Raw genomic sequence first — 25,202 nt, forward strand, 5'->3', positions numbered from 1 at the left:
GCATGTTTGCACACGTTGACCAGCGCCTCCTGCGCCACGCGGTAAAGCACGGTGCGCTTGTCGTTGTCGAGGGCTTCGACACCGGGAGAGGCGCTGAAGGTAATCTTGCGTCCTTTGCTTTTGGGAATTTCGTCGATGTACGTGCGCAGAGCCGGGATCAGTCCCAGCTGGTCCAGCATCGCTGGGCGCAGCTCACGCGCATAGTCATGGACGATCCGCACGGAAGTCTCCACGAGCTCACGCACCGGCGCCATCGCCTGTGCATCCACCCCCGCCGCGCGGGTAAAGACCGCCAGCCGCACATTGATGCCGATCAGCACCTGACTGATTTTGTCATGCAGTTCATGGCTGATCTCCTTGCGCTGATTCTCCAGGGCAAGGAGGTTCTGGTGGGTTGACTCGCGCAGCTTGATCTGCAGCAGGCGCGATTGATTCAGCAAGTCCTGAGCATGATGCTCGCTCTTCTTGAGGGCGGTCTCCACTGCCTCACGGCGGACAATTTCCTCCTTGAGCTTCTCATTGGAGGCGGCCAGCACCTCGACGCGGCGCTTGTTGTCTTCAGCGATCTTGCGCTCGGTGATGTTGTTGAAGAAGCAGACCACGCGGTGATCTCCCGAAGGCAGCGTCACGCGCTGGATCTGCCATTCATAGGCCTCCGTCACCCGGGTGTCCTTGCGCCGTTCGACAAACTCCGGAGACTGATACGGCTCCCCGGTCTTCAGCGTGTGCCGGAAGCGCTTCTCAGCCGCATCCGCCACCCGCTTCGGCCAGAGCTTGCGTATCACTTCGGAAAAGCAGCGGCCCAGCAGCGGCTTGATGTTGTTGAACAAGGGCATCGCCCGGGGATTGATCTGGACCAGAGTCAGCTGGTCATCCACGACATAGACGCCAAACGGGGCCTGGTTCAGCAGTGCGGCAAACAGCGCTTCATTCCGGCGCAGGATGTCCTCCACCTTTTTGCGATCCGTGATGTCCATGACCACGACGTGGCATTCATTCTCATTGATCTGGCGCTTGGACGCGATGTTGACGACGAGGGGCGGCAGGTCCTCGCGCAGCAGTTCAAAGTCCCCGGACTGCCTCGCATCGCCGGCAAAGACTTGGGCGAGGTAGTCATTGAAGCTCCGGCGGTCTTGCGGATCCAGCAAGATACCAAAACGCTGCCCCACCAACCGGGAGCGCTGCATGCCGACCATGCTGGTGCCGGTGAGGTTGACCTGCTGAATCTTTCCGTCGTCGGCGAGGGTGAAATATCCGACCGGTGCGAAGTCGTAGAGTTCGGTGAACAGCTCCAATCCCGCGTCCACCTCGGCCTTCGTTAATCTGAGCTCCTCGTTTTGCAGCTCCAGCTCGATCTGGTGGATCTGCAGCTCCTGGAGCGTGCGCAGCGCTTCGGCCTGGTCTGCCACAGACAGCGTTTGCGGAGGCTGCTTCCTCAGCTGGCTCTCAGCACGGCGGCGTAGTTCTGTGGTGGCTGCTTTCATGATTTGGATTTCTTTCTGGGAGCAGCCGCGCGGCTGCCCTTGGCTTTGCCGAGGGCTTTGCCCAGCGCGATGTTCTGCTCATCGGCGTGCTCGGTCATCTGGCGGTGCTGCTCACGCAGCCCGGCCTCCACTTTCTTCGCGGCGGTGATGTCGGCAAAGGTGATGACGACGCCGTCGATGCGGTTGTCCACCGTGCGGTAGGGCATGATGCGCACCGTGAACCAGCGGCCATTCTGCGTGGCGATGGCGCGCTCGCTGAAAACAAGCGTGCGCAGCACCTCGTGGGTGTCCTTGACCAGCCCCGGATAAAGCAGGTCGGAGGCGAGGTCGGTGATGGGCCGGCCCACATCCGTGGCGATGAACTTGATGATCGTTTTCGCCTGCAGCGTGAAGCGGCGCACATGGAGGTCGTTGTCCAGAAACACGGTGGCGATGTCCGTGCTATTGAGCAGGTTCTTCATGTCGTTGTTCGTGCCGGAGAGCTCGTCGAGCTTGGCCTGCAGCTCGGCATTCACCGTTTGCAGCTCTTCATTGAGCGACTGCATTTCCTCCTTGGAGGTCATGATCTCTTCATTGGTGGACTGCAGCTCCTCGTTGGTGGACTGCAGTTCCTCGTTCATCGACTTCAGCTCCTCCTGCGAGGTCTGCATCTCCTCGCGTCCGGCCTGCACTTCATCCCGGGCATGCTTGAGTTCATTTTGCAGTTCGCGCTGCCGGGCGCCGCTGGTGCCTGTGGCTTTGCCTTTCTCAGTGCCAGGCTCCAGCCCGGCACGGACGGCGGTTTCAGTGAACACGATGAGGATCCTGCCAAACAGCTCCTTCGGCTCCTCCACCGCCTCCACCATGATGTCCACAGCTCGTGTGTCGGCCTGAGGGCCGAGTTTGATGCCATGGACGGTGACGGTGCCTTTTTTGCGGATGACTTTCTGCAATGCGCTGGAGAGTTCGTTGCGCAGTCCATCATGAGCCATGGCAATCACATTCCAGTTCGCCTTGCCGGCGGCGGGCTCGAGAAACTTTCCTGTTTTCCCGCTGATGTAGAGAATGTCGCCATGATGGTTCACCAGCACCGCGGACGGCGCGTAGCGTTTTTGCAACATCTGATCAGCAAGCGACTGCAGGCTGGGGATGGGAAGACGCGCTGCCAGTTGAGATTCCTGGCGGCTCGTGTGGGCCGGTACATACACGGCGGGGAAGTCCAGATGGCTGCCCGGCATCGCCGTTTCATTGCGCTGGAAAATGCGCTCCTTCAGCGCCAGCGCGGTGAAGAGGTGCGTGAAGCTGCCTATGCTCTCCGCACTGCCGAGAAACAGCACCCCGCCGGGGTTCAGGCTGTAATGAAACAGCGGGAACAGCTTCCTCTGCAGCTCCGGGGTGAGATAAATAAGAAGGTTACGGCAGCTCAGGATGTCCAGCTTGGTGAATGGCGGGTCCATGATGAGGTTCTGCGGCGCAAAGACCACCATGGAGCGGATCTCCTTGTTCACCCGGTAGCCGCCTTCCTCTTTGACGAAAAAGCGCGTCAGGCGCGCGGGTGACACATCGGCCACGATGTTCTCAGGGAAGATCCCGAGGCGCGCCTTGTCGATGGCATCCTTGTCCAGATCCGTGGCATAGATTTGCAGGGAGATGTTGTCCGTGGACTTCAGGTGCTTCAGCGTCTCCTTGAAGACCATCGCCAGCGAGTAAGCCTCCTCACCGGTGGAGCACCCTGCCACCCAGGCACGCAGGATGCTGCCTGCGGGCCGGTCTTTGAGCAGGAGCGGCAGCGCCTTGGTGGCCATCTGCTCCCATGCGGTTTTGTCGCGGAAGAAATTGGTCACGCCAATGAGCAGCTCTTTGAAAAGGATGCCCAGCTCCTGCGGGTTCTCCTGCAGGTAGCGCACATAACCGCTGATCTTGCCCACATGATGGATGCCCATGCGGCGCTCCACCCGCCGGTACAATGTGCTGCGGCGGTACAACGTGAAATCATGCCCGCTGTGCGCGCGCAGCAGGATGACGATCTTTTCCAGGGCGCTCTGTACTTTTTCCTCCAGATGCAGTTCAGCCTTCGCCAGATGAGGCAGATACCGCCGGTAGGCCATGAGCTTGTCCGGCAGATCTTCGGCCGAAGCCACGATGTCCGCCAGCCCCGCATCAATGACACTGCGCGGCATGGCGTCGAACTTGGCCGAGGTCGGGTCCTGTACCAGCACGATGCCCGCCTTCTCCTTGATCGCGCGCAGTCCCAGCGTGCCATCGCTGCCCATGCCTGAAAGGATGATCCCCACACTCTGCTCACGCAGATCTTCAGCCAGAGAGCGGAAGAAGAAGTCGATCGGCAGCCGCAGCCCCCGAGACTCCACGGGGATCAGCAGATGCAGTACACCGCGCAGCACAGACATGTCGCTGTTCGGCGGGATCACATACACGCAGTCCGGCTGCACCTTGGTGCGGTCCGCCACCTGCATCACCTTCATCGTCGTGGCGCGTTGCAGCAGTTCGGGCATCATGCCTTTCTGCGTCGGATCCAGATGCTGCACGATGACATACGCCATCCCGCTGTTCATGGGCACATGCCCAAGAAACTGCACCAGAGCCTCCAAACCACCCGCTGAAGCACCAATGCCAACGATGGGACACGCAGGGGCCTTCTTAGGCGGAGTTTTCCGCAGCGCAGATGCGGCGGCTTTAATTGTACGCTTTCGCGCTGGAATGGATGCTGACTTTTTCATGACTCAATCACGAGCCCCGCCTGATTCTCTCGGTAGCGACTGTGCCTACACCAGACGCTAGTATCACCGTCTTGTCGAGCACGGTCGCCGGTAGTGTTTCAGGGTGGGGACAGCCCATCGTAAGGGATGCGGTAAATGGGGATTTCCTAAACCGCGAAGTGCGGCCCGCTGCAGTCATAGTCTCTCGTCACGCCGCTGCTGCAGATCAATCAGATGGCCGGAGAGGGGAGGCAGCAGCGCCCGCTTGATGATCGCCTTGGCTGCTTCAGAAACATCCGCATTGGCCAGCGCATTTTCATACTGGCTGATAACGAGTTCCTCGCCGGCTTGCAGGATTTTTAAAACCGGTGATTCACCGTTCAGCGTGTCCGACGCATCCATCGCCTCTTCAAAGCCGCTCCATGTCCCGCCGTGGGACTCAGTCTTCGGAACACCTTGATCAAAGAATTGGTGCAGTTCAAAAACATTCACCTCATGATCGCTACGAATACGCTCAAGCGCCGTATCAGCGCCCTCAAGGTCAAATTTGTCAATCACCTGGCTGTAGGTCTCAACGGCGGCTGTTTCCAGGGTCAGCAGCGCATTGCAGGAGTCGAGAGTCTGATCGTTGGCAGTCATGAAATGGAGGAGAAAGGTTGCGGTGGCGTTCAGCCGCGAAAAAAAAACTGTGGCAGTCAGGCGGGGGGTCGCCTCAACTGCCACAGCTTTATGCGTTGAAAGGTGACTGAGGAAATCTGGCAAACGAATTCACCTGATTTACCCAGGTCCTCTCAAGCAAATTATTTGGCGGCAAGTTCCTCAGCCTTGGCAAGATGTGCCTTGAGGCCTGGGAGCATCTTCTCAGCCCACATTTTCAGGTCGCTGTTCTTGGCGTCCTTGGCGGCTTCCTCGAAGCTGCTGACGCACTTCTTGTGGCCGCTGATCATGGTGGAGAGGAATTCCTTGTCGAAGTCAGCCTTGGTGGCTTTTTCCAGTTCCTGGAATGTTTCGGCATGCTTCGGGTCGATAACGGCGGAGACTTCCACGCCCTTTTCAACAGCCAGTGCATTCAGCTCTTTGTTAGCCTTGGTGTGGTCAGTGACCAGCATTTCGGCGAGAGCCTTGACGTCTGCCCGTTCGGCTTTTTGCACGCCCAGTTCAGCGAGCTTCACCACGGCAGCGCCAGCGGCAGCTTCATTCTTGACGAATTTGACATCAGCTTCATTAAGAGTGTCTTTCGGGGCTGCATTGCTGGTGGAAGCGAGTGCAAACATGCTGAACAATGCGAGCGTTGCGGAGGTCAGGCGGGAGATAGATTTGGATTTCATGGATGTATTTTGGTTGTTAGTTATGTGAGGTTGTTGGGTATGCGAGCTTGTGATTAGCTTCACATGTCACATGTGTTAAATGATCCACGGTGGATTCGCTATGGGGTGAAACCCGCATTTTCGCACCACTCATTGCAGCGCAATCTAAAAGGCACCTCCCCCGCTCATGCTCCGCACCGCTTCACTCATCCTGCTTTCCATCTTTTTTGTCCTGGCGGGCATCAACCATTTTGTGCATCCTGCGACTTATGTGGCGATGATTCCGCCCTGGCTCCCACGCGCTGACCTCCTGAATCTCATCAGTGGTGCCGCAGAGATTGCGGGCGGCATCGGCCTTCTTATTCCCTTTCTCCGCTGCGCAGCGGCCTGGGGCCTTGTCGCCCTGCTCGTCGCGGTTTTTCCAGCCAATATTCACATGGCACTTCATGGTATGACCGGCGTCGATATTCCATCATGGGTGCTTTGGTCCCGGCTCCCTCTTCAGTTCGTTCTCATCGCATGGGTCTATCATGCAGGGGTGAAGCGCCCCCACCACTCAGACCAGCGCAAAGCCTGAATGGTTCTCATCTTCAGCGTGCTCTTGCGTAGGTGAGTATCTCTGTCGGACGGTCATCCTCAGACTCGGCCGCCACGGCGGCGGTGCAGATGCCCTGCCCCCCTGCATCAGCGAAGATGACTTCCGCCTGAGTGATTTCGGCATCGTTATCGGCAAGCACGGAGATGCGAATGCCCCCATTCCGCAGCTTGTCATCCTGACGTTTTCCTTCGAGTTCAGGCAAAACCAGACAGAGGAATCCACCGGCGGCAGCACCTAGCACCGCACCCACTGCCACACCACCGAGCGCAGCCAGGCCGGGGCCCGCGTCAAAGAACGTGCCAACTCCCGGAATGGCTAGAACCCCCATGCCAGCAGTCCAGCCCAATACTCCCCCGAGGATGCCGAGAATCCCTGCGCCCACCACCGCAACGCCGGATGCCTGCGTGTGCCTTGCATCCGCAAAATTAAAGCTCGTTCGCTGATCTGCAAACAGGGCAGAGATTTCATGGTTGGAAAATCTTGCGGCTTTGAGTTGTTCAAGGATGCGACCAGCTTGGGTGCGTGAAGAGGCAAAGCAGAAAACAGATTTTGATGACATAAAAATTGAGCGTTTTCAAGGTTGGCTTGACTGAATAAATGCGTTGCTGCGGAGGCCCGCCACTCTGATCAGGCCTGGCGATCATGAGCAGCACCGCGCTCCTTCGCCATGGGGTGAAAACCCACCCCCTGTTTCCGCAGGACCCGTTCCGGTTAGGTAGGGTTTTACCCCATGGCTTCCCTGCCGCCGCTGGACGACAGGTGACGCTGAACAGCCGCACCAGCCAGGGATCGAACCTCGATGACCACGGGTTTGGCTTTCCCGTACAAGCATGAGTGAATCCCCGTTGAGCCAGCTTTCAGTCGAATACCTGGCGGCATTGCGCACCTATTTGGAGCTAGGCCGCCATGCCAGCCTGCGGCCAGCCCTTGAATTGGGTGTCAAGGCTGTGGACCTCGGGCTTGAGACCCTGGCTCTCGCCAATCTGCACCATCAGGCGCTCGAGACGCTGATCCCTCCCCAGTCCCCACCCCTCACCCGCGATGAGATGGCCCTGCATGCGGAGGTCTTTTTCACCGAAGCCAACGTCCCCATCGAAAAAACGCACCGCTCAGCCTTGGAAGCCGGTGCTGACCTGCGGCAGCTTCAGGAGCGGCTGGGTCAGCGCACGCTTGATCTGGCAGCTTCCCATCGTGATCTCCGGCAGGGCATCACAGAACGCATGACCGCCGAGGCCGCCTTGGATGACAGCCAGCGCATCTCCGGCCAGCTCCTTCAGGAGTCCCGCCTGCTGGAGCAGCAGTTGAAGGAGATGACACGACAGATCATGTCCGCAGACGAAGTGGAGCGAAAGAAGATGAGCCTGCATCTCCATGACGAAATTGGCCAGACCTTGCTCGGCATCCACATGCGGCTGCTGGCGTTGAAGACTCAGGTGGTCGTCAGGCATGCCAGCCTCACTCAGGAAATCGCCACCACCCAGAGCCTCGTCGAGGCTGCCGTGAAAACCATCAACCAGTTCGCCCAAGAGTTCGGCATTCCCCATGAAAAATAAGTGCACTGATCTTTCGCGTCTCTATCACGCAGCCTTGCAGCACTTCTTGAAGCAAGGCCCGGCCGCCAGCATGGCACCCGCACATGCGCTGGGGCACCAGGCCATCACCCTTGGCCTGGAGACGCTGGACCTGGCACGCATGCACGAGGTTGCCATCGTTTCTCTCGTGCTGCCCGTTTACTCCTCCAGCACCAATGACGGTCTGATGGGGCGCGCAGGCCTGTTCTTTGCCGAAGCCATCACACCGCTCGAAGAAACCCACCGTGGTGCGCGTGAGGCCAACATTCACCTCAATCACATGGTTCACAAGCTGAGCCAGCGCACCCGTGAGCTGGCCACTTCGGTGGAAGATCTCAAACAGGAGGTTACTCAGCGCCGGGCCATGGAGGAGTCTCTCCGCATCAGCCAGCAAACCTCCAGCGACCTGTTGAAAAAGTCCCGCGAATTGCAGGAGGAGCTGCGCCAGCTTTCACGTCAGCTGCTGTCCGCGCAGGAAGAAGAGCGCAAAAAAATCAGCCGCGAGTTGCACGACGTCATCGCCCAGACACTCACGGGCATCAATATGCGGCTGGCAGACTTGAAAACAGATGCCACCGTCAGCGACAAGTCGCTGCAAACCAAGATCACCAGCACCCAGCAGCTCGTGGAAAAATCCGTGGACATCGTGCACCGTTTCGCGCGTGAGCTGCGCCCCTCCGTGCTGGATGACCTCGGGCTCATCCCCGCCCTGCAAGCCTTCATGACCACCTACATGCAGGACACCGGCATCCGCGTGACCTTGAAGGCCTTCGCCGCTATTGACCAGGCGGACGGCACCACCCGCACCGTCCTCTATCGCATCGCCCAGGAAGCGCTCACCAACGTGGCACGCCATGCGCATGCCAGCCAGGCAGGTCTGACAATCGAAAATGCGCACAGCGGCATCACCATGAAAATCACCGACAACGGCTGCGGCTTTGCCGTCGCAGGCAAGGGCAGCGCCACGAAAAACAACCGCCTCGGTCTGCTCGGCATGCGTGAGCGCATCGAGATGATCGGCGGCACCTTTGGCGTGGAATCCGCTCCTGGCAAAGGCACCACCATCCATGTAGAGATTCCCGCTGACACAAATCCAGCAAACATTTCATCCCCCAATGAATCCCATCACCATCCTGCTGGCTGAAGACCACCGCATCATCCGCGACGGCGTGCGCGAGCTTCTGCTCTCGGAGTCCGACCTCAAGGTCATCGCCGAAGCCGAAAACGGCAGTCTCGCCGTGTCCCTCACCGATCAGCTCCATCCTGACGTCGTCATCATGGACGTCTCCATGCCGCTGATCAATGGCATCGAAGCCGCACGGCAGATCATGAAGTCGGCCTCCAAAACCAAAGTACTCATGTTTTCTTCACACAGTGACGACCTTTACATTCAGCAGGCCAAAGCCTTCGGAGCCGCTGGCTACCTCGTCAAACAAACCGACATGCTCCAGCTGGCAGACGCCATTCGCGCAGCCCACCACGGCGACGCATTCATTTGCCCCAGCAAACCCACCCAGGATGCTGCGTCATGAAGCCCATCACCATCCTCCTTGCGGATGACCACGCCATCCTCCGCGCTGGCCTCCGCGCCCTCCTCACTTTGGAGTCTGACCTCGAAATCGTTGGTGAGGCCGCCAATGGTCATCAGGCCGTCGCCTTCGCCTGCAGTCTGGTCCCGGATGTCGTGGTCTTGGATCTGTCCATGCCCCTTCTCAACGGCCTCGACGCCCTCACCCGGATTCGGGAGTGCACCCCGGCCTCCACCAAAATACTTGTCCTGTCTTCTTACGGGGAGGACAGCTATGTTCAGCAAGCCAGAGCACTCGGTGCCTCCGGATATTTGGTCAAACAAAGCGATTCGCACAGCCTCGCAGCGGCGATCCGCGAAGTATACCGGGGCAACACCTACTTCAAGCCCATCCATCCCGCCATCCTTCAACACCCATGAGTTCCATCACCGTACTTCTTGCTGAAGACCACCAGATCGTCCGCGAAGGCCTGCGGGCCATGTTAAATCTGGAAACTGACATGGAAGTCATCGGCGAAGCAAAGAATGGTCGGCAGGCCGTGGAACTCGTCTCCATGATGAAACCCGACGTCATTGTCATGGACATCGCCATGCCCCTGCTCAACGGCATGGAGGCCACCCGGCAGATCCTCCACGCCTTCCCCGGCAGCAAGGTGCTCATTCTCTCCGCCCACAGCGACGACGCCTACGTCGCCATGGTCATGGGCATCGGTGCCTCGGGCTATCTCATCAAACAAACCGCCGCCCATGTGCTGCCCGAGGCCATTCGCGCCGTCCATCAGGGCAAGACCTATTTCAGCCCCATCATTGCCAAACGCCGCGATCATCAGAGACAAAAAGCCCGCGATCAAGGCGAGCTGCCCGGAAAGGCCGCACCCACCCTCAGCGCACGCGAAATGGAAGTCCTGCAACTCATTGCCGAAGGCAAGGCCAACAAAGAATCAGCGGAGGAACTGGGCATCAGCGTCAAAACCGTCGAAAAACACCGCCAGAGCCTCATGGACAAGCTCAACATCCACGACACCGCCGGTCTCACCCGCTACGCCATCGCCATGGGCATCATTGAGAACAGCGTGCAGGTGACGATTATCTGAGGAGTTCAACACCCATCGGCTGTTCATGAACACTCCTCCCTGTGAACCCGCCCAGAGCGTCATTGCCATGGCGGCCTCTGCCGGTGGCTTGAACGCATTGTCGGTCATTCTGGGCGGACTGCCTGCAGACTTCCCCGCGGCCATCGCCATCGTCATGCACTTGTCCCCCGTCCACAAAAGCCTGCTGGCCGAGATTTTAAGCAGCCGCTCACGCTTGAAGGTACTGCAGGCGCAGACCGGCGACATCCTGTGCCATTCGAGTGTGTTTGTCGCACCGCCCAATCATCACATGTCCGTCGTCAAAGGCGGCCGCATTGATCTCTCCGCCGACGACGCGGAAAAAGTACATTTTGCCCGCCCGTCCGCAGAGCCGCTGTTTGCCTCTGTGGCTGCTGTGTATCAAACGCATGCCATTGCGGTGGTTCTCACCGGTGGCGATGGTGACGGCTCTTTCGGAGTTCAGATCATCAAAGAGCAAGGCGGCAAAGTCATCGCCCAAGACCGGCCCACCTCGCAGGATTTCAGCATGCCGCAGACTTCCATCGCCACCGGCGATGTCGATTTCATCCTCCCGCTGGACGAGATCGCCCCGATGCTGATCGAGTTGATTGTTACAATTCAGGCGTGATTCCATCGGCGTCCGCCAGTCCTTCCCGCCGCCTATGAATGGGTAGTACACTACATTGCTCTTGCACACAGAGCAGACCGTGAGTCATGAATGACATTCCCGGCGTAACGCCCAGAGCGTCATTGCCATGGCAGCCTCAGCCGGAGGCTTGCAATCCTTGTCCGTCCCCTGCCCTAGACTTTAATACAGCTCAGAAGGGTTATCGTTCAAGACCGATCCGAATCTGCAAGCCTTCGTCCGAGTGATAATGGGTATTACACCCCATGGCCTCCTTCAGTCAGCAAGAGCACTTTGGTTTTCAAATGAACACTCAGGACGCTTTAGCCGCCAAACAATCAAAATCTGACACCGCACTGCGCGACTCAGAACTCAGCTACCGCCGGCTCTTTGAAGCAGCGCGGGATGGCATCCTGATCCTGGAGGCCGAAGAGGGACGGATCATGGATGTGAATCCCTTCCTCACTGAGCTGCTGGGCTTCACTCACGCCGAGATGGTTGGCAAAACCGTCGCCGAGCTTAGCCCCTTCAAGGACATTGAATCCAATCAAATCATGCAGGAGCGTCTTCAGGAGCATGGCTACGTCCGTTATGACAACCTGCCGCTGGAAACCTGCGACGGCCGCCACATTGCCGTCGAATTTGTCAGCAACGTTTACCAGGTCGGCGATCGCAAGGTCATCCAATGCAACATCCGCGACATCACAGAGCGCAAAAATGCCGAGAACGAAATTCGGCGGCTCAATGCAGAGCTGGACCAGCGCGTCACAGAGCGCACCAAGCAACTGCAGGCCGCCAACCGTGAACTGGAAGCTTTCAGCTACTCTGTCTCTCATGATCTGCGTGCGCCGCTGCGCCACATCATGGGTTTTGTGGAGCTGCTGCAGCAAGACGCCGGCCCCACCCTGTCCGAGAGCAGTCACCGCCACCTGAGCACCGTATCCCAGGCTGCCAAGCGCATGGGCGCTTTGATCGATGACCTGCTGAGTTTCTCCCGCATCGGTCAGGCTGGCATGGAAAAGCAGGAATGCAGCCTCGATGACCTCACGCATGATGTTCTGGGAGATTTCTACAAGGAAACCACCCGGCGCACCATTGACTGGCAGATCCATCCTCTGCCGACCGTGTGGGGAAACCGCGCACTCCTGCGCATGGCGCTGGTCAATCTGATCTCCAACGCAGTGAAGTTCACCGGCGAACGCGCCAAACCCCACATCGAGATCGGCGGCTCTCGCGTCGGCGAGGATGAAACCGTGGTCTTCATCCGCGACAACGGCGCAGGATTTGATCCGCGCTACGCCTCCAAGCTCTTCGGCGTGTTTCAGCGCCTGCACAGCCAGGAGAAGTTTGAGGGCACCGGCATCGGCCTCGCCAACGTCCAGCGCATCATCCACCGGCACGGCGGCCGCGTATGGGCGGAGGGCGTGGAGGACGGCGGCGCGACATTCTATTTTTCCATTCCCACCTTAGCACCTCGCACGGATGCCCCCACCTGACACCCTCAAAACCATTCTGCTGGTGGAAGACGACCATCAGGATGTGCAGCTCATGCTTGCGGCCTTGGAGCAACACCACCTGGCCGATCAGGTATTCGTCGTTCACGACGGCGCCGAGGCCTTGGACTACCTCTACTACCGCGGCCAGTTCACCCAACGCAACCGCAGCACTCCCGCCTTGGTCTTGCTTGATCTCAAGATGCCCAAGGTCAACGGACTCGAAGTCCTGAAAATCATCAAAGCTGACCCACACTTGAGGACCATCCCCGTCGTCGTGCTGTCATCTTCACGCGAAACTGCGGATCTGGCTGAATGCTATCAGCATGGGGTGAACGGCTATGTCGTGAAAGCCGTGGATTACCAGGGCTTTATGACCTCCATCCGCCAGATCGGCACATTCTGGGGAAAGCTCAATGAACCACCGCCGGACCTGCGGGTAGAACGCCAATGATCAGCGTCACTTCGAGCATGAATGAATCCCCCAATTTTCCACAGTTCGTCTATTGATATTTACAGTACAATCCGATATTTCTTACTTATATTTATCCAGATAACCACACGCAGTGATGCACCACGACGTGCATCATCCTTCCATCTCATCCGCTTAAAACCTGCATGGAACCTGAACCTACTCCCATTAAAAGCATCCTTCTCGTCGATGACGATCCGCGCGATGTGGAACTGACCCTCGCCGCGCTGGAAGGCCACCATCTGGCCAACAAAGTATTCGTCGTTCAAGACGGTGCCGAAGCGCTGGATTACCTGTTCCGCCGGGGAAAATTCGAAAACCGCGACGGGGGAGACCCGATTTTCGTCCTGCTCGACAACAGTATGCCGAAGGTCAGCGGACTCGAAGTACTGACTGCCATGAAGGCCGACCCTCATTTGAAAATGATTCCCGTCGTGGCCCTCACCTCCTCAAGCGAAACACCGGACCTCCATGAGTTCTACCAGCAAGGTGTCAATTCCTATGTGGTGAAGCCGGTGATGTTCGACGATTTCATGAAGGTCGTCCAGCAGCTCGGCGTCTTCTGGGCGGCGGTCAATGAACCACCGCCAGCAGCAGCAATCCCGGAACCTTCGGAGAAAGAAGTCATTTACCTCGGAAAGAAAGAGGTCAAAAATGAATTCTCCTCTTCGCATCCTGCATCTTGAAGACGACCCCGCCGATGCCGCCCTCATCCGCTTTTCGCTCGAAACCGGAGGCATCCCCTGTGCGATCACCTGCGTGCATAGTCACGCTGACTTCGTGGCCGCGCTGGAAAGCACCAGATTCCATCTGATCCTCTCAGACTACACACTGCCAGCCTTTGATGGGATGGCCGCCATCACCCTCGTGCGCGCCAAGTGGCCCGATCTCCCCGTCATTCTGGTATCGGGAACCATGGGCGAGGATTTCGCGATCGATTCGCTCAAAAGCGGCGCGACTGATTATGTCCTGAAGTCCCGCCTCTCCCGCCTCGTCCCCGCAGTGCGCCGCGCCATGCAGGATGTCGCGGAGCGGGCCGAACGCCGGCAGCTTGAAGCGCAGTTCATCGAGGCGCAAAAAATGGAGGTCATCGGCCAGCTCGCCGCCGGCGTCGCCCATGACTTCAACAACATCCTCGGCGTCATCATGGGCTACAGCGACATCATGCTGATGCAGCTCCCGCCCGCAGACCCCATGCGCAATTATCTCGAGGAGATCAGGCGTGCGTCAGAACGTGCCGCTGGGCTCACACTCCAGCTCCTCGTCTTCGGCCGCAAACAAACCGTGCAGCCCGTCGTCATTGATCTCAATGTCGTCCTGCGAGATTTGGAACAGATGCTGCAGCGGCTCATCGACGAAAACATCTCACTGTCCCTCGTTCCCGCAACTCAACCGGGCCAGATCTTGGCCGATCCCGGCTACATCGGGCAGGTGCTGATGAATCTCGTCGTCAACGCCCGCGATGCCATGCCCAACGGCGGCAAGCTCACCATCACCACCAGCAAAGTCACGCTCGATGAATCCTGCAGACACACCCATCCAGACCTCACTCCCGGCGACTACATGATGCTCAGCGTCAGTGACACCGGCACCGGCATGACCGCTGAAGTCAAAGCACGATTGTTTGAGGCCTTCTTCACCACGAAACCCGCCGGCAAAGGCACCGGCCTCGGCCTCTCGACCTGCCACACCATCGTCCAGCAATCCGGCGGCTTCATGAATGTCCACAGCGAGCCCGGCAAAGGCACCCTGTTCCAAGTTCATTTCCCCTGTGTCGATCAACCGCTTGCAGTCGCGCCCCCATCCGCCCCCACCGGACCGCTTCCACGCGGCACTGAAGCCCTCCTCGTGGTGGAAGATGACCCCGCAGTGCGTCATCTGGCCGCAGAAGTGCTGCAAACCCAAGGCTACGCTGTGCTCTCCGCCAACAACGGTCAGGATGGGCTCAATGTGGCACACGCACATCAAGGTCCTCCCATCAGTCTGGTAGTCACCGATGTCATCATGCCCCTGATGGACGGCAAGGTCATGGCCGAGTGGCTGAAGGTCACTTATCCCGGCCTCAAAGTCCTCTTCACTTCGGGGTACACCGATGACGCCATCGCCCATCATGGCGTGCTCGAGGCCGGTGTTGAGTTCCTGCCCAAACCTTACACCCCAGCCTCGCTCACCCGCAAAGTGCGCGAACTGCTGGATGCCTGACACCACCATGCCAGCATCTCTTTCATCGGCTGACGAAGCACCACTCCGTTGCGCAGCCCTCGAAGCGGAGTTGCGTGAAACGACTGCCCTGCTCAAACGTGCCCAGCAAGAGTTGTACTGGAAAACCACCTTCCTCGAAGCCCAGGTAAACTCCACCATCGACGCCATCATCGTGGTGGATCCGCACGGCCGCAAGATCTTGCAAAATCAGCGCGCCGCCGACGTGTTCCAGATCCCCAGGCACATCGTGGACGACCCCGATGACACACTGCAAATCCAATGGGTCACGGACATGACCCTGCATCCCGCGCAGTTCATCGAAAAAGTCGTCTATCTCTACTCCCACCCGGATGAAATCAGCCACGATGAAATCGAACTGAAAAACGGCACCGTGCTGGACCGCTACTCCTCCCCCGTCATCGGCAAAGACGGCACGCACTACGGCAGAATCTGGACCTTCCACGATATCACCCAGCGGAAGAAGAGCGAGGCAGCCATGCAAAAGCAGCAGGCCGAACTGCGCGTTCTCTTTGACCTCATGCCTGCGATGATCTGGTTCAAGGACATCCGCAATGGCTTCATCAAGGTCAATCAACGTGTGGCGGAAGCGACCGGGCTTACGATCGCTGAAATCGAAGGAAAAAGCGCTGAAGAAATCTTCCCCAACGAAGCGGCAGGATATTACGCGGACGATCTGCAGGTCATCCATTCGAATGCACCCAAACTGGGCATCATCGAAAAGATGCAGGGGGCAGCAGGCCAGGAACTTTGGATCCAGACGGACAAGATCCCGGTCTGTGATGACGAGGGCAACGTGACCGGCCTCATAGCCATGGTTCACGACATCACCGAGAGCAAACGCACCGAGGAGGCGCTCCGGGAAAGCGAATCCCGCTATCATTCACTCTTCGAGAACATGCTCGAAGGCTACGCTCATTGCCAGTGGGTCTCTACCGAGGATGGCGTGCAGGACTTCATCTACCTCGAGGTCAACAGCGCCTTTGAAACCCTGACCGGTTTGAAGAATGTCATCGGAAAAACCATCAGCACAGTCATTCCTGGATTTCACGAAACCGACCCGGCCTTGTTTGCAATGTATCAGCGGGTGGCATTGACCGGCCAGCCAGAGCGCTGTGAGACCCAGGTGACATTCTTGGCAACTTGGTTCTCCATTTCAGTTTACAGCCACCAAAAGGGCCACTTCGTCGCCGTCTTCGACAACATCACTGAGCGCAAACTCGCCGAAGAGGCCCTGCGCGAAAGCGAGGAACGCTTCGTCGGTGCCTTTGAGCAGGCCCCCATCGGCGTGGCCCTCACCTCTCCCACCGGCCAGTGGCTCAAGGTCAACCGCGCGCTCTGCAAACTCGTCGGTTACACCGAAGCCGAACTGCTCACCCTCAGCTTTCAGGACATCACCCATCCCGACGACCTCGCTGACAGTCTTGAGTGCGTGCGCCAGTTGATCGCCGGCGAAGTCCGTTCCTACCAGTCGGAGAAGCGCTACATCCATGCCGCCGGACACCTGGTCACCATCCTCCTGAATGTGTCGCTGGTGCGCGACGCCCAGCACCAGCCGCACTACTTCATCGCCCAGATGCAGGACATCTCCGAGCGCAAACGCACGGAGCAATCCGTGCGCCTGCTCAGCTCTGCCGTGAAGCAGTCCAAAGAGTCCATCATGATCACCGAGGCAGACCTCGATCTGCCGGGCCCCAAGATCATCTTCGTCAATCCCGCCTTCACGCGGATGACCGGCTACACCGCCGGTGAAGTCCTGGGCCTGACACCCCGCCTGCTGCAAGGCCCGCTCACGGACCGCGCCGTGCTCGACCGCCTGCGAAAAGACCTCGACCAGGGCGATACGTTTTCCGGTGAAACCGTCAACTATCGCAAAGACGGCACCTCATTTGATATCGAGTGGCAGATCGCTCCCCTCCGCAATTCCAGCAGCGTCATCACCCACTTTGTGGCCATCCAGCGCGACATCACTGAACGCAAACGACTCGAAGCCCAGTTGATTCAATCGCAAAAAATGGAAACCGTCGGCAAGCTCGCCGGTGGCGTGGCCCATGAGTTCAACAGCATCCTCACCGCCATCATCGGCCAGAGTGAGTTGCTGCTTGCCGACCTGCCTGCGGGCGGTCCGCTCTTCAGTAAAGTCACCGAAATCAATCAGGCCGCTGGCCGGGCCACCCTCCTGACACGGCAGCTTCTCGCCTATGGCCGCAAGCAGACCCTTCAGCCCGAAGTGCTAAATCTGAACACCTTCCTGATCAGCATGGAAGACACCCTGCGGCATCTGGTCGGCCATAACATCGGCATTCGCAGTGTTCTCGCCGCAGGACTTAAAACCGTGAAGGCGGACGCCGGACAGCTTTCACAAGTCATCATGAACATGGTCATCAACGCCCATGATGCCATGCCCGACGGTGGCAAGCTAACGCTGGAAACGGCCAACGTCACCTTTGCCCACACCGGCGTGGACCGCTCTCCCGAACTCAAACCCGGCGGCTACGTCATGCTGGCCATCTCTGACACCGGCACGGGCATGAGCGCCGCAGTGCAGTCGCGGGTCTTTGAGCCGTTTTTTTCCACCAAAGGTGTGGGCGAGGGCACAGGACTCGGCCTTTCCTCCTGCTACGGCATCATCCAACAAAGCGGGGGGCATATCACCGTCGATAGCGAACCCGCTGTGGGCACGACCTTTAAAATTTATCTCCCACAGGTCGCCGCCGTTCCAGCCCCTCCTGTGCAGCGTCCCACCGCCCCCGGCCTGCCAGGTGGCACGGAAACCATCCTGCTCGTCGAAGATGATCGCTCTCTCCGTGAGATGGCCGCTGCCTTGCTGCAGCGCCTGGGTTACACCGTGCTGACCGCTGCCAATGGCATCGAAGCCCTGGCCTTGCAAGAGACGCACCACCCCGGCCCCATCGACCTGCTCTTCACCGATGTTGCCATGCCGCAAATGAGCGGCAAGGAACTCGCCGATCGCGTCCACATCCTCAGTCCGCTAACCCACATTCTCTTCACCTCAGCCTTCACCGGGAACGCCATCGTCCATCAAGGCGTCATGAATCAGGACGTGCTGCTGCTGCAAAAGCCCTTCACCCCCGCCGCGCTGGCTCAGAAGCTGCGCGCCGTGCTGGATCACCCCGCCACAAACGAAAGCAGCTCTCTTTCATGATGGGGCAAACACCCCATAACATCTTTCCGGCAATGCTCCTAGGTTGAACTGAGACATCTTGCCCTTATGTTGTTCTCACGGAAACACTATGACGACACCCTCAAGCCTCGCCCCTGACTACGATACCCCTGCAGCCACGACCCCATCAAGCGCCACCGAACGACTGCACAACGATGCCTTTTTAAAGACCGGAGCCCTGCAGGACGCGATCCTGAACAGCGCCAACTTTTCCAGCATCGCCACAGACGAAAAAGGCGTCATCCAGATCTTCAACGTCGGCGCTGAGCGCATGCTCGGCTACGCCGCAGCCGATGTGCTCAACAAAATCACCCCGGCTGAAATTTCAGATCCCCAGGAAGTCATCGCCCGTGCCGCAGAGTTGAGCCTCGAACTGGGCACCACCATCGCCCCCGGCTTCGAGGCCTTGGTCTTCAAGGCCTCACGCGGCATCGAGGACATCTATCAGCTGACCTACATCCGCAAGGACGGCAGCCGCTTTCCCGCCGTGGTGTCCGTCACCGCTTTGCGGGATGTGCATGACCACGGCAGCATCATTGGCTATCTCCTCATCGGCACCGACAACACCGTGCGCAAGCAGGCCGAGGCCAAGCAGGAAAAGCTCGACCAGCTCCTCCGGGATCAGCAGTTCTACACACGCTCCCTCATCGAATCCAACATCGATGCTCTGATGACCACCGACGCCTCCGGCATCATCACCGACGTCAACAATCAGATGGAAACGCTGACCGGCCGCTCGCGTGAAGAACTCATCGGCGCCGCGTTCAAAAACTACTTCACCGATCCCGCACACGCCGAGGCCGCCATCAAACGCGTACTCAGCGAGGGCAAAGTCACCGACTACGAACTCACCGCCCGTGCCAAGGACGGCACAGAGACGCACGTCTCCTACAACGCCACCACCTTTCACAATCGCGATGGCGTCCTGCAGGGTGTGTTCGCCGCAGCGCGTGACATCACCGAGCGCAAACGCTGGGATAAAGTACTGCAGGAAAAAACGATCGAACTCCAAAAGGCCAAAGCCGTCGCCGAGAAGGCCAACCTCGCCAAATCAGACTTCCTTTCCAGCATGAGCCATGAGCTGCGCTCACCGCTCAATGCCATCCTCGGCTTCACCCAGCTCATTGAATCCGACATACCACCGCCCACCGCCTCGCAAAAAGCCAGCATCGATCAGATTCTCCATGCGGGCTGGTTCCTCCTGGAACTCATCAATGACATTCTCGATCTCGCCGTCGTCGAGTCCGGCCGCCTCTCGCTCTCGCTGGAGGCCGTCTCGTTGCCCGAAGTCCTCATCGAATGCCAGGCCATGATCGAGCCCCAGGCGCAGAAGCGCGGCATCAGCATGTCGTTTCCGAAATTTGAAGGTCCTTGTTTTATCAGGGCCGACCGCACCCGCCTCAAGCAGGTCCTCATCAATCTCCTTTCCAATGCCATCAAATACAACCGCGCCGGCGGCACCGTCGTGGTGGACTGTGATCTCACCCTGCCCGAACGCCTTCGCATCGGCGTCAGAGACACCGGAGCCGGGCTTTCACCGGAACTCCTCGCGCAGCTCTTCCAGGCCTTCAATCGTCTTGGCAAAGAAACCACCGGAGAGGAAGGCACCGGCATCGGACTCGTCGTCAGCAAACGCTTGGTGGAGCTCATGGAAGGCAGCATCGGCGCCCAGAGCACCGTCGGTACTGGCAGCGTGTTCTGGATCGAACTCGGCTCCGCTGTGGACCCTCACATCGATTTCATCAAATCCGTCAGCAGCTCGCTTGCCGCCACCCCCGAGGAGACCGGCAAGCGCACTCGCCTGCTGCTCTACATTGAGGACAATCCCGCCAACCTGAAGCTCATCGAGCAGTTGATCGCCCGCCGTTCAGATCTGCGCCTGCTCACGGCCCAGAACGGCACCGACGGCATCAACCTCGCCCATGGCTATCTGCCGGACGTCATCCTCATGGACATCAATCTCCCCGGCATCAGCGGTATCGAGGCCATGAAGATCATTCGCCTCGACCCCACCATCGGCCACATTCCCATCGTCGCTCTCAGCGCCAACGCCATCCCACGCGACATCGAAAAGGGCATCGAAGCCGGCTTCTTCCGCTATCTCACCAAGCCCATCAAAGTGAACGAATTCATGGAGACCCTCAACGTCGCCCTCGCATTCGCCGAGAACGGCTCCGTCCCTTCCACCTGAGACTCAGAAGTCAAATTGGGGTAAACACCCCATGGAAAACGGCAGCGGATTTTGGATTGTGCGGGCATCATGAAATCCAGCAAACCCACGCCTGCCGCCAAAGGCAGTACTCCCGCCACAGTCACTCCAGTGAACCAAGGTTCAAAGAACCCGAAAGCCACACCCGGCACCAAAGCCACACCCGGCACCAAAGCCACACCCGGCACCAAAGCCACACCCAGCACCAAAGCCACACCCGGCACCAAAGCCACACCCAGCTCCAAAGCCACACCCAGCTCCAAAGCCACACCCGGCACCAAAGCCACACCTAGCGTCAAAACTGCGCCTGTCGCCAAGGCTGCCACGGACCCCCAGCCCCAGACTACGAAGGCCAAGGCTCCGCCGGATGTCATGGTGCCCCCTACCACTGATGAAATCGCCATCAGGGCCTACCAAAATTATCTCAAACGCGGATCAACAGACGGCGATCCAAGAGAAGACTGGCTGCGTGCTGAAGCAGAACTGACCGCTGAGCGCCTTGGCAATCGTCCATGATCTTCCCCTGAGGAACTCACCATGAACATCCGCCGTCCCAATCTTGAATGCTCCATGGCCTGCGAATTTCGCAGCAGTGCCCAGTGCGTGTGCAATCTCGTTGCCGTCTCCGGGGAAAAATCCCCCATCTCATTCGGCCTACGCATCGGCCTCGGGCATTTTTATGGCAACAAGTCGCTGCCACCCTGCGTGCGTGGAACTCTGGGCTCTTCATACTGGTCCACCCAGGCAGACACCAGCACGGTCTCCTCAGTTTAAAAATCCAGCGCACCGGGTCACAGCTCATCCACCGCCGCGATCCCTTTCAGATTGGCAAAGCTCACCTTCTTCATCGTGGCGATGAACTCACGCATGTAGGCCGTCCCCGCCAGCGCACGCGTCGTCGCCGCATTGAGATTGGAAAAAAGGCCGCTCTTACGCACCGGCCGCTGTGCCACATAGCGCCGCTCCAGGTACGGCTGCACCGCCCACCCCGGCATCGCCGCGATGCCACGCTGACTGGCGACTAACTGCAAAATCGCCACCGTCAGCATCGCCGTGCGCCGCACCGGATTCACCCCCAGCGGCCCCAGCACCTCCCGCACCACATCAATGCGGTCATCTGGGATGGGATAGGTAATGAGCGTCTCTTTGGCAAAATCCTGCGCCGCGAGGAATTTCTTGCGCGTCAGCGGATGCTGATGCGCCAGCAGCGCCAGCACTTCATAGCGAAACAGCGGATGATATACCACGTCCTTGCGTGCCGGTGCTTTCGACACAATCACCAGATCCGCCTGATCTTCCACCAGCAGCCCAGTGGGATCAGGCTGAAAGCCCGAGACCAGATCCATCTCCACCTCCGGCCACGCGATGCGAAACTCATCCATCGCCGGCATCAGCCAGTCAAAGCACGAGTGGCACTCCACCGCGATGCGGAGCTGCCCCGCCTTCCCTTCCGCAATGCGTGCCACATCCCGCTCGCACTGCTTCATCTGTTTCACGATCTCATACGCCGTGCCCAGCAGCCTCTCACCCGCCGGGCTCAGCCGCAGCGGACTGCTCTTCCTCTCAAACAACGGCACCCCCAGATGCGTCTCAATGCTCTTCACCTGATGCGAGAGCGCAGGCTGTGAAAGATGCAGGCGACGCCCCGCTTTGGAAAGGTTCCCCGTCTCAGCGAGGGCGATGAGGGCATGCAAATGGCGGATTTCGATCATGCCCCCATCATAACCATTTTCGATGATGATCCACAAAACTCTCTGGATTGTTAATACCCAATCCAGCGATAGTTATTTAGTCGCTATGAGCGACAACATCATTCACACACACAATCTGGGCTACCCGCGCATCGGCGAGCAGCGCGAACTTAAAAAAGCCACCGAAGCCTTCTGGCAAGGCAAACTTTCCCAGGAGGAGCTGGAAGCCACCGGCCGCCGACTGCGCCGGGACAACTGGGCCAAACAGAGCACCGCAGGCATCGATCTCATCCCCTGCAACGACTTCTCCTTCTATGACCAGATGCTCGATTTCTCCTGCCTCATCGGCAACATCCCCCCACGCTTTGGCTGGAAGGGTGAAAACATCGGACTCGATACCCTCTTCCTCATGGCGCGCGGCTCACGCGGCGAAGGCCACGAAGCCTGCACCCATGGCTGCGGCGGACACGAGGCGGCCTTTGCCTGCGAGATGACGAAGTGGTTCGACACGAACTACCATTACATCGTTCCCGAGTTCCGCGCAGACACCCAGTTCCAGCTCGTCGGTAGCAAAGTCTTCCGCGAATTCGCCGAAGTCAAAGCCCTCGGCCTGCGCGCCAAGCCCGTGCTGCCCGGCCCCGTGACCTATCTCTCGCTGGGAAAAGTACAAGACTCACAAAACCCCGACTTCGACCGCTGGTCATTGCTGGACGGACTGGTGACCGTCTATGAAAAAATCCTCCAGCGCCTCGCCGAGCAAGGAGCCGAGTGGGTGCAAATCGACGAGCCCATCTTCGCGCTCGATCTCTCCCCGCAGCAGCGTGACGCCGTGGTGGACGCCTGGCGTCGCATCGCAACCGCCGCCCCCGGTTTGAAGATCATCGTCGCCAGTTACTTCGGCGCACTGCGGGAAAATCTCCCGCTCTTCCTCTCGCTCCCAGCGCACGCCTTCCACGTTGATTGCGTCCGTGCTCCGGCAGAGCTGGAAGAAGTACTCGAACATCTGCCGCAGGATAAAATCCTCTCCCTCGGCGTGGTCGATGGCCGCAACATCTGGAAGAACGATTTCAGCAAGTCTCTAAAACTGCTCACTGCGGCCAAGGCCAAGCTGGGAGTGCAGCGCCTGTGGGTCGCCCCTTCCTGCTCCCTGCTCCACTCGCCCGTCACCCTCGCCTCCGAGCCCGCGCTGGATGCGCAGATCGAAAACTGGCTGGCCTTTGCCGATCAAAAGCTCAACGAGGTCGTCACCCTCAGCGCACTGCTGCGCAACGTCTCACGCAGCGGTGTCTTGGAAAACAATCAAGACGCCATCCACAGCCGCGCCACCAGCCGCCGCACCCACAATCCCGAAGTCAGAGAACGCCTCGCCCAAGTCACAGCGGAGGATGCGCGTCGCCACTCCCCCTTCCCTCAGCGGCAGCTCTTGCAGCACGCACGCCTAGCGCTGCCCGAGTTCCCCACCACCACCATCGGCTCATTCCCGCAGACCGCCGAAGTGCGCTCCATGCGCGCCCGCTGGAAAAAAGCCGAGCTCACCACCGCCGAGTATGAAGTCTATCTGGAAAATGAAACCCGCGCCTGCGTCGCCTTCCAGGATGCCATCGGCCTCGACATGCCCGTGCATGGCGAGTTCGAGCGCAATGACATGGTCGAATACTTCGGCGAGCAGCTCGACGGCTTCCTCTTCACCGCCAACGGCTGGGTGCAGAGCTACGGCACCCGCTGTGTGAAGCCCCCCGTCATCTACGGTGATGTCAGCCGCCCCGCGCCCATGACCGTGCGCTGGTCGAAGTTTGCACAGTCCCTCACCTCCCGCCCGATGAAAGGCATGCTCACCGGACCCGTCACGATTTTGCAGTGGAGCTTTGTGCGCGATGACCAGCCGCGCTCCGAAACCACGCGCCAAATCGCCCTCGCCATTCGCGATGAAGTCGTGGACCTCGAAGCCGCAGGCATCGCCGCCATCCAGATTGATGAGCCCGCCATCCGCGAAGGTCTCCCTCTGCGCCGTTTCGACTGGGCACACTACCTCGACTGGGCCGTCACCGCCTTCCGCCTCAGCGCCAGCGGCGTGCGTGACGACACCCAGATCCACACCCACATGTGCTACTCCGAGTTCAACGACATCATCGCCGCCATCGCAGACATGGACGCCGACGTCATCACCATCGAGACCTCGCGCTCCAACATGGAACTCCTCGGTGCCTTCGTGGACTTCCAGTACCCGAACGAGATCGGCCCCGGCGTCTATGACATCCACTCCCCGCGTGTCCCTTCCGTCACCGAAATGGAAAACCTCATGCGCAAAGCCGAGTCCGTCATCCCCCGCCGCAACCTCTGGGTAAACCCCGACTGCGGTCTCAAAACACGCGGCTGGGCCGAGGTAAAAACCTCCCTCATCCACATGGTGCAAACCGCGAAAAATCTGCGCGCACCGGAGTTGCAACCCACCGTGTAACGCGGCCATGCACATCCAAGACATCCTCTCCGCCACCCGTGGCACCACCGCGCTCTCCTTCGAGTTCTTCCCGCCACGCACCCCCGTGGCGGTGAAGACGCTGCAAAGCACGCTCGATCAACTCGCGCCCCTGCGTCCCGCCTTTGCCAGCGTGACGTATGGCGCAGGCGGCAGCACGCGCGAGCTCACGCAGAGCCTCATCGCCGAGTTGCAGCAGAGCGATGTCTTTGATCCCATCCCGCACCTCACCTGTGTGGGCCACAGCGAGTCTGAAATCATGGCCCTGCTCACACGCTACGCCGCCGCCGGAGTCAGCAACATCCTGGCTCTGCGCGGCGACCTCCCTGCCGGACAAACAGACACCGGCACCTTCGCCCACGCCGCAGAACTCGTGCGCTTCATCCGCCAGTTCAACGAGCGCGGCCTGCACCCGCACCCACGCGGCTTCGGCATCGGCGTCGCCTGTTTTCCTGAAGGCCATCCCGCCACGCCCAATCGCATGACCGAGATGGATCACCTCAAGGCGAAGGTGGATGCCGGGGCCGACTGGCTCTGCACCCAGTCCTTCTTCG

Annotated in this window: 23 protein-coding genes; 17 read left to right on the forward strand and 6 right to left on the reverse strand. The window is 59.2% G+C overall.

What is annotated here, in order from left to right; translation table 11 throughout:
* The 4 genes from PSV43_RS07945 to PSV43_RS07960 form a co-directional block, all read right to left on the reverse strand.
* The coding region (locus PSV43_RS07945) for a PAS domain-containing protein (RefSeq protein ID WP_300195315.1) at nucleotides 1-1,484 on the reverse strand (1,484 nt) is incomplete at its 3' end.
* Entirely contained in the window at nucleotides 1,481-4,201 is a 2,721-nt protein-coding gene (locus tag PSV43_RS07950) for a chemotaxis protein CheB (RefSeq protein WP_300195317.1), read from the reverse strand. The genes PSV43_RS07945 and PSV43_RS07950, both read right to left, overlap by 4 nt.
* Nucleotides 4,202-4,375: 174 nt before the next feature.
* Nucleotides 4,376-4,819, reverse strand: a complete 444-nt coding sequence (locus PSV43_RS07955) for a DUF2383 domain-containing protein (RefSeq protein WP_300195318.1) — start codon at nucleotides 4,817-4,819, stop codon at nucleotides 4,376-4,378.
* Nucleotides 4,820-4,980: 161 nt separating this feature from the next.
* The gene (locus tag PSV43_RS07960; RefSeq protein WP_300195320.1) at nucleotides 4,981-5,508 is read right to left on the reverse strand and encodes a DUF4142 domain-containing protein; all 528 of its coding nucleotides are present in this window, start codon (nucleotides 5,506-5,508) and stop codon (nucleotides 4,981-4,983) included.
* A 166-nt stretch (nucleotides 5,509-5,674) separates the two neighbouring features.
* On the opposite strand from PSV43_RS07960, the gene PSV43_RS07965 reads away from it, so the two are divergent.
* Nucleotides 5,675-6,064, forward strand: coding sequence for a DoxX family membrane protein (locus PSV43_RS07965; RefSeq protein WP_300195322.1), 390 nt, complete (start codon nucleotides 5,675-5,677; stop codon nucleotides 6,062-6,064).
* A 13-nt stretch (nucleotides 6,065-6,077) separates the two neighbouring features.
* On the opposite strand, the gene PSV43_RS07970 is transcribed toward PSV43_RS07965, so the two are convergent.
* Nucleotides 6,078-6,644 carry a hypothetical protein gene (locus PSV43_RS07970; protein WP_300195324.1) on the reverse strand — a complete coding sequence of 189 codons (567 nt, stop codon included), beginning with the start codon at nucleotides 6,642-6,644 and terminating at the stop codon, nucleotides 6,078-6,080.
* A 271-nt stretch (nucleotides 6,645-6,915) separates the two neighbouring features.
* Here PSV43_RS07970 and PSV43_RS07975 point away from each other — a divergent pair, with 271 nt between their 5' ends.
* The 14 genes from PSV43_RS07975 to PSV43_RS08040 all read left to right on the forward strand — a co-directional run bounded on the left by PSV43_RS07975 (nucleotide 6,916) and on the right by PSV43_RS08040 (nucleotide 21,255).
* Complete coding sequence (locus tag PSV43_RS07975) at nucleotides 6,916-7,638, forward strand: histidine kinase (protein ID WP_300195326.1); 723 nt, start codon at nucleotides 6,916-6,918, stop codon at nucleotides 7,636-7,638.
* On the forward strand, nucleotides 7,628-8,800 hold the full coding sequence (locus tag PSV43_RS07980) for an ATP-binding protein (protein ID WP_300195328.1): 1,173 nt from the start codon (nucleotides 7,628-7,630) through the stop codon (nucleotides 8,798-8,800). Before PSV43_RS07975 ends, PSV43_RS07980 begins: the two co-directional genes overlap by 11 nt.
* Nucleotides 8,772-9,188 carry a response regulator transcription factor gene (locus PSV43_RS07985; protein ID WP_300195330.1) on the forward strand — a complete coding sequence of 139 codons (417 nt, stop codon included), beginning with the start codon at nucleotides 8,772-8,774 and terminating at the stop codon, nucleotides 9,186-9,188. Before PSV43_RS07980 ends, PSV43_RS07985 begins: the two co-directional genes overlap by 29 nt.
* The gene (locus PSV43_RS07990; protein ID WP_300195332.1) at nucleotides 9,185-9,604 is read left to right on the forward strand and encodes a response regulator transcription factor; all 420 of its coding nucleotides are present in this window, start codon (nucleotides 9,185-9,187) and stop codon (nucleotides 9,602-9,604) included. The genes PSV43_RS07985 and PSV43_RS07990 overlap by 4 nt, the downstream gene beginning before the upstream one ends.
* A complete protein-coding gene (locus tag PSV43_RS07995) occupies nucleotides 9,601-10,278 on the forward strand; it encodes a response regulator transcription factor (protein ID WP_300195334.1) in 678 nt (225 codons plus the stop codon). The genes PSV43_RS07990 and PSV43_RS07995 overlap by 4 nt, the downstream gene beginning before the upstream one ends.
* Nucleotides 10,279-10,303: 25 nt before the next feature.
* Nucleotides 10,304-10,906, forward strand: coding sequence for a chemotaxis protein CheB (locus PSV43_RS08000; RefSeq protein ID WP_300195336.1), 603 nt, complete (start codon nucleotides 10,304-10,306; stop codon nucleotides 10,904-10,906).
* 263 nt (nucleotides 10,907-11,169) lie between these two features.
* Nucleotides 11,170-12,399, forward strand: a complete 1,230-nt coding sequence (locus PSV43_RS08005; protein ID WP_300195338.1) for an ATP-binding protein — start codon at nucleotides 11,170-11,172, stop codon at nucleotides 12,397-12,399.
* The gene (locus PSV43_RS08010; RefSeq protein WP_300195340.1) at nucleotides 12,386-12,850 is read left to right on the forward strand and encodes a response regulator; all 465 of its coding nucleotides are present in this window, start codon (nucleotides 12,386-12,388) and stop codon (nucleotides 12,848-12,850) included. Before PSV43_RS08005 ends, PSV43_RS08010 begins: the two co-directional genes overlap by 14 nt.
* Before the next feature lie 164 nt (nucleotides 12,851-13,014).
* Nucleotides 13,015-13,554 (forward strand): response regulator, encoded by a 540-nt coding sequence (locus tag PSV43_RS08015; RefSeq protein ID WP_300195342.1) that lies wholly within the window; start codon nucleotides 13,015-13,017, stop codon nucleotides 13,552-13,554.
* The gene (locus PSV43_RS08020; protein ID WP_300195344.1) at nucleotides 13,523-15,070 is read left to right on the forward strand and encodes a response regulator; all 1,548 of its coding nucleotides are present in this window, start codon (nucleotides 13,523-13,525) and stop codon (nucleotides 15,068-15,070) included. The genes PSV43_RS08015 and PSV43_RS08020 overlap by 32 nt, the downstream gene beginning before the upstream one ends.
* Nucleotides 15,071-15,077: 7 nt before the next feature.
* Nucleotides 15,078-18,254 carry a PAS domain S-box protein gene (locus PSV43_RS08025; protein ID WP_300195346.1) on the forward strand — a complete coding sequence of 1,059 codons (3,177 nt, stop codon included), beginning with the start codon at nucleotides 15,078-15,080 and terminating at the stop codon, nucleotides 18,252-18,254.
* 88 nt (nucleotides 18,255-18,342) lie between these two features.
* Nucleotides 18,343-20,463 (forward strand): PAS domain S-box protein, encoded by a 2,121-nt coding sequence (locus tag PSV43_RS08030; protein ID WP_300195348.1) that lies wholly within the window; start codon nucleotides 18,343-18,345, stop codon nucleotides 20,461-20,463.
* A gap of 69 nt (nucleotides 20,464-20,532) precedes the next feature.
* The gene (locus PSV43_RS08035; RefSeq protein WP_300195350.1) at nucleotides 20,533-20,997 is read left to right on the forward strand and encodes a DUF2934 domain-containing protein; all 465 of its coding nucleotides are present in this window, start codon (nucleotides 20,533-20,535) and stop codon (nucleotides 20,995-20,997) included.
* Nucleotides 20,998-21,018: 21 nt separating this feature from the next.
* The gene (locus PSV43_RS08040) at nucleotides 21,019-21,255 is read left to right on the forward strand and encodes a hypothetical protein (RefSeq protein ID WP_300195352.1); all 237 of its coding nucleotides are present in this window, start codon (nucleotides 21,019-21,021) and stop codon (nucleotides 21,253-21,255) included.
* A 17-nt stretch (nucleotides 21,256-21,272) separates the two neighbouring features.
* Here the strand turns inward: PSV43_RS08040 and PSV43_RS08045 are convergent, their stop codons facing one another.
* Nucleotides 21,273-22,193 carry a LysR family transcriptional regulator gene (locus PSV43_RS08045; protein ID WP_300195354.1) on the reverse strand — a complete coding sequence of 307 codons (921 nt, stop codon included), beginning with the start codon at nucleotides 22,191-22,193 and terminating at the stop codon, nucleotides 21,273-21,275.
* An 85-nt stretch (nucleotides 22,194-22,278) separates the two neighbouring features.
* Here PSV43_RS08045 and metE point away from each other — a divergent pair, with 85 nt between their 5' ends.
* A complete protein-coding gene (gene metE, locus PSV43_RS08050; protein ID WP_300195356.1) occupies nucleotides 22,279-24,630 on the forward strand; it encodes a 5-methyltetrahydropteroyltriglutamate--homocysteine S-methyltransferase in 2,352 nt (783 codons plus the stop codon).
* A gap of 7 nt (nucleotides 24,631-24,637) precedes the next feature.
* The coding region (locus tag PSV43_RS08055; RefSeq protein ID WP_300195358.1) for a methylenetetrahydrofolate reductase at nucleotides 24,638-25,202 on the forward strand (565 nt) is incomplete at its 3' end.

The sequence above is a fragment of the Prosthecobacter sp. genome (assembly GCF_029946185.1).
Classification (GTDB): Bacteria; Verrucomicrobiota; Verrucomicrobiia; order Verrucomicrobiales; family Verrucomicrobiaceae; genus Prosthecobacter.

Excerpts from the sequence above, each read along its gene's own strand:
- PSV43_RS07950 (WP_300195317.1), bottom strand. The coding sequence starts at position 4,201 with ATGAAAAAGTCAGCATCCATTCCAGCGCGAAAGCGTACAATTAAAGCC.
- PSV43_RS07955 (WP_300195318.1), bottom strand. The coding sequence starts at position 4,819 with ATGACTGCCAACGATCAGACTCTCGACTCCTGCAATGCGCTGCTGACC.
- PSV43_RS07960 (WP_300195320.1), bottom strand. The coding sequence starts at position 5,508 with ATGAAATCCAAATCTATCTCCCGCCTGACCTCCGCAACGCTCGCATTG.
- PSV43_RS07965 (WP_300195322.1), top strand. The coding sequence starts at position 5,675 with ATGCTCCGCACCGCTTCACTCATCCTGCTTTCCATCTTTTTTGTCCTG.
- PSV43_RS07970 (WP_300195324.1), bottom strand. The coding sequence starts at position 6,644 with ATGTCATCAAAATCTGTTTTCTGCTTTGCCTCTTCACGCACCCAAGCT.
- PSV43_RS07975 (WP_300195326.1), top strand. The coding sequence starts at position 6,916 with ATGAGTGAATCCCCGTTGAGCCAGCTTTCAGTCGAATACCTGGCGGCA.
- PSV43_RS07980 (WP_300195328.1), top strand. The coding sequence starts at position 7,628 with ATGAAAAATAAGTGCACTGATCTTTCGCGTCTCTATCACGCAGCCTTG.
- PSV43_RS07985 (WP_300195330.1), top strand. The coding sequence starts at position 8,772 with ATGAATCCCATCACCATCCTGCTGGCTGAAGACCACCGCATCATCCGC.
- PSV43_RS07990 (WP_300195332.1), top strand. The coding sequence starts at position 9,185 with ATGAAGCCCATCACCATCCTCCTTGCGGATGACCACGCCATCCTCCGC.
- PSV43_RS07995 (WP_300195334.1), top strand. The coding sequence starts at position 9,601 with ATGAGTTCCATCACCGTACTTCTTGCTGAAGACCACCAGATCGTCCGC.
- PSV43_RS08000 (WP_300195336.1), top strand. The coding sequence starts at position 10,304 with ATGAACACTCCTCCCTGTGAACCCGCCCAGAGCGTCATTGCCATGGCG.
- PSV43_RS08005 (WP_300195338.1), top strand. The coding sequence starts at position 11,170 with ATGGCCTCCTTCAGTCAGCAAGAGCACTTTGGTTTTCAAATGAACACT.
- PSV43_RS08010 (WP_300195340.1), top strand. The coding sequence starts at position 12,386 with ATGCCCCCACCTGACACCCTCAAAACCATTCTGCTGGTGGAAGACGAC.
- PSV43_RS08015 (WP_300195342.1), top strand. The coding sequence starts at position 13,015 with ATGGAACCTGAACCTACTCCCATTAAAAGCATCCTTCTCGTCGATGAC.
- PSV43_RS08020 (WP_300195344.1), top strand. The coding sequence starts at position 13,523 with ATGAATTCTCCTCTTCGCATCCTGCATCTTGAAGACGACCCCGCCGAT.
- PSV43_RS08025 (WP_300195346.1), top strand. The coding sequence starts at position 15,078 with ATGCCAGCATCTCTTTCATCGGCTGACGAAGCACCACTCCGTTGCGCA.
- PSV43_RS08030 (WP_300195348.1), top strand. The coding sequence starts at position 18,343 with ATGACGACACCCTCAAGCCTCGCCCCTGACTACGATACCCCTGCAGCC.
- PSV43_RS08035 (WP_300195350.1), top strand. The coding sequence starts at position 20,533 with ATGAAATCCAGCAAACCCACGCCTGCCGCCAAAGGCAGTACTCCCGCC.
- PSV43_RS08040 (WP_300195352.1), top strand. The coding sequence starts at position 21,019 with ATGAACATCCGCCGTCCCAATCTTGAATGCTCCATGGCCTGCGAATTT.
- PSV43_RS08045 (WP_300195354.1), bottom strand. The coding sequence starts at position 22,193 with ATGATCGAAATCCGCCATTTGCATGCCCTCATCGCCCTCGCTGAGACG.
- metE (WP_300195356.1), top strand. The coding sequence starts at position 22,279 with ATGAGCGACAACATCATTCACACACACAATCTGGGCTACCCGCGCATC.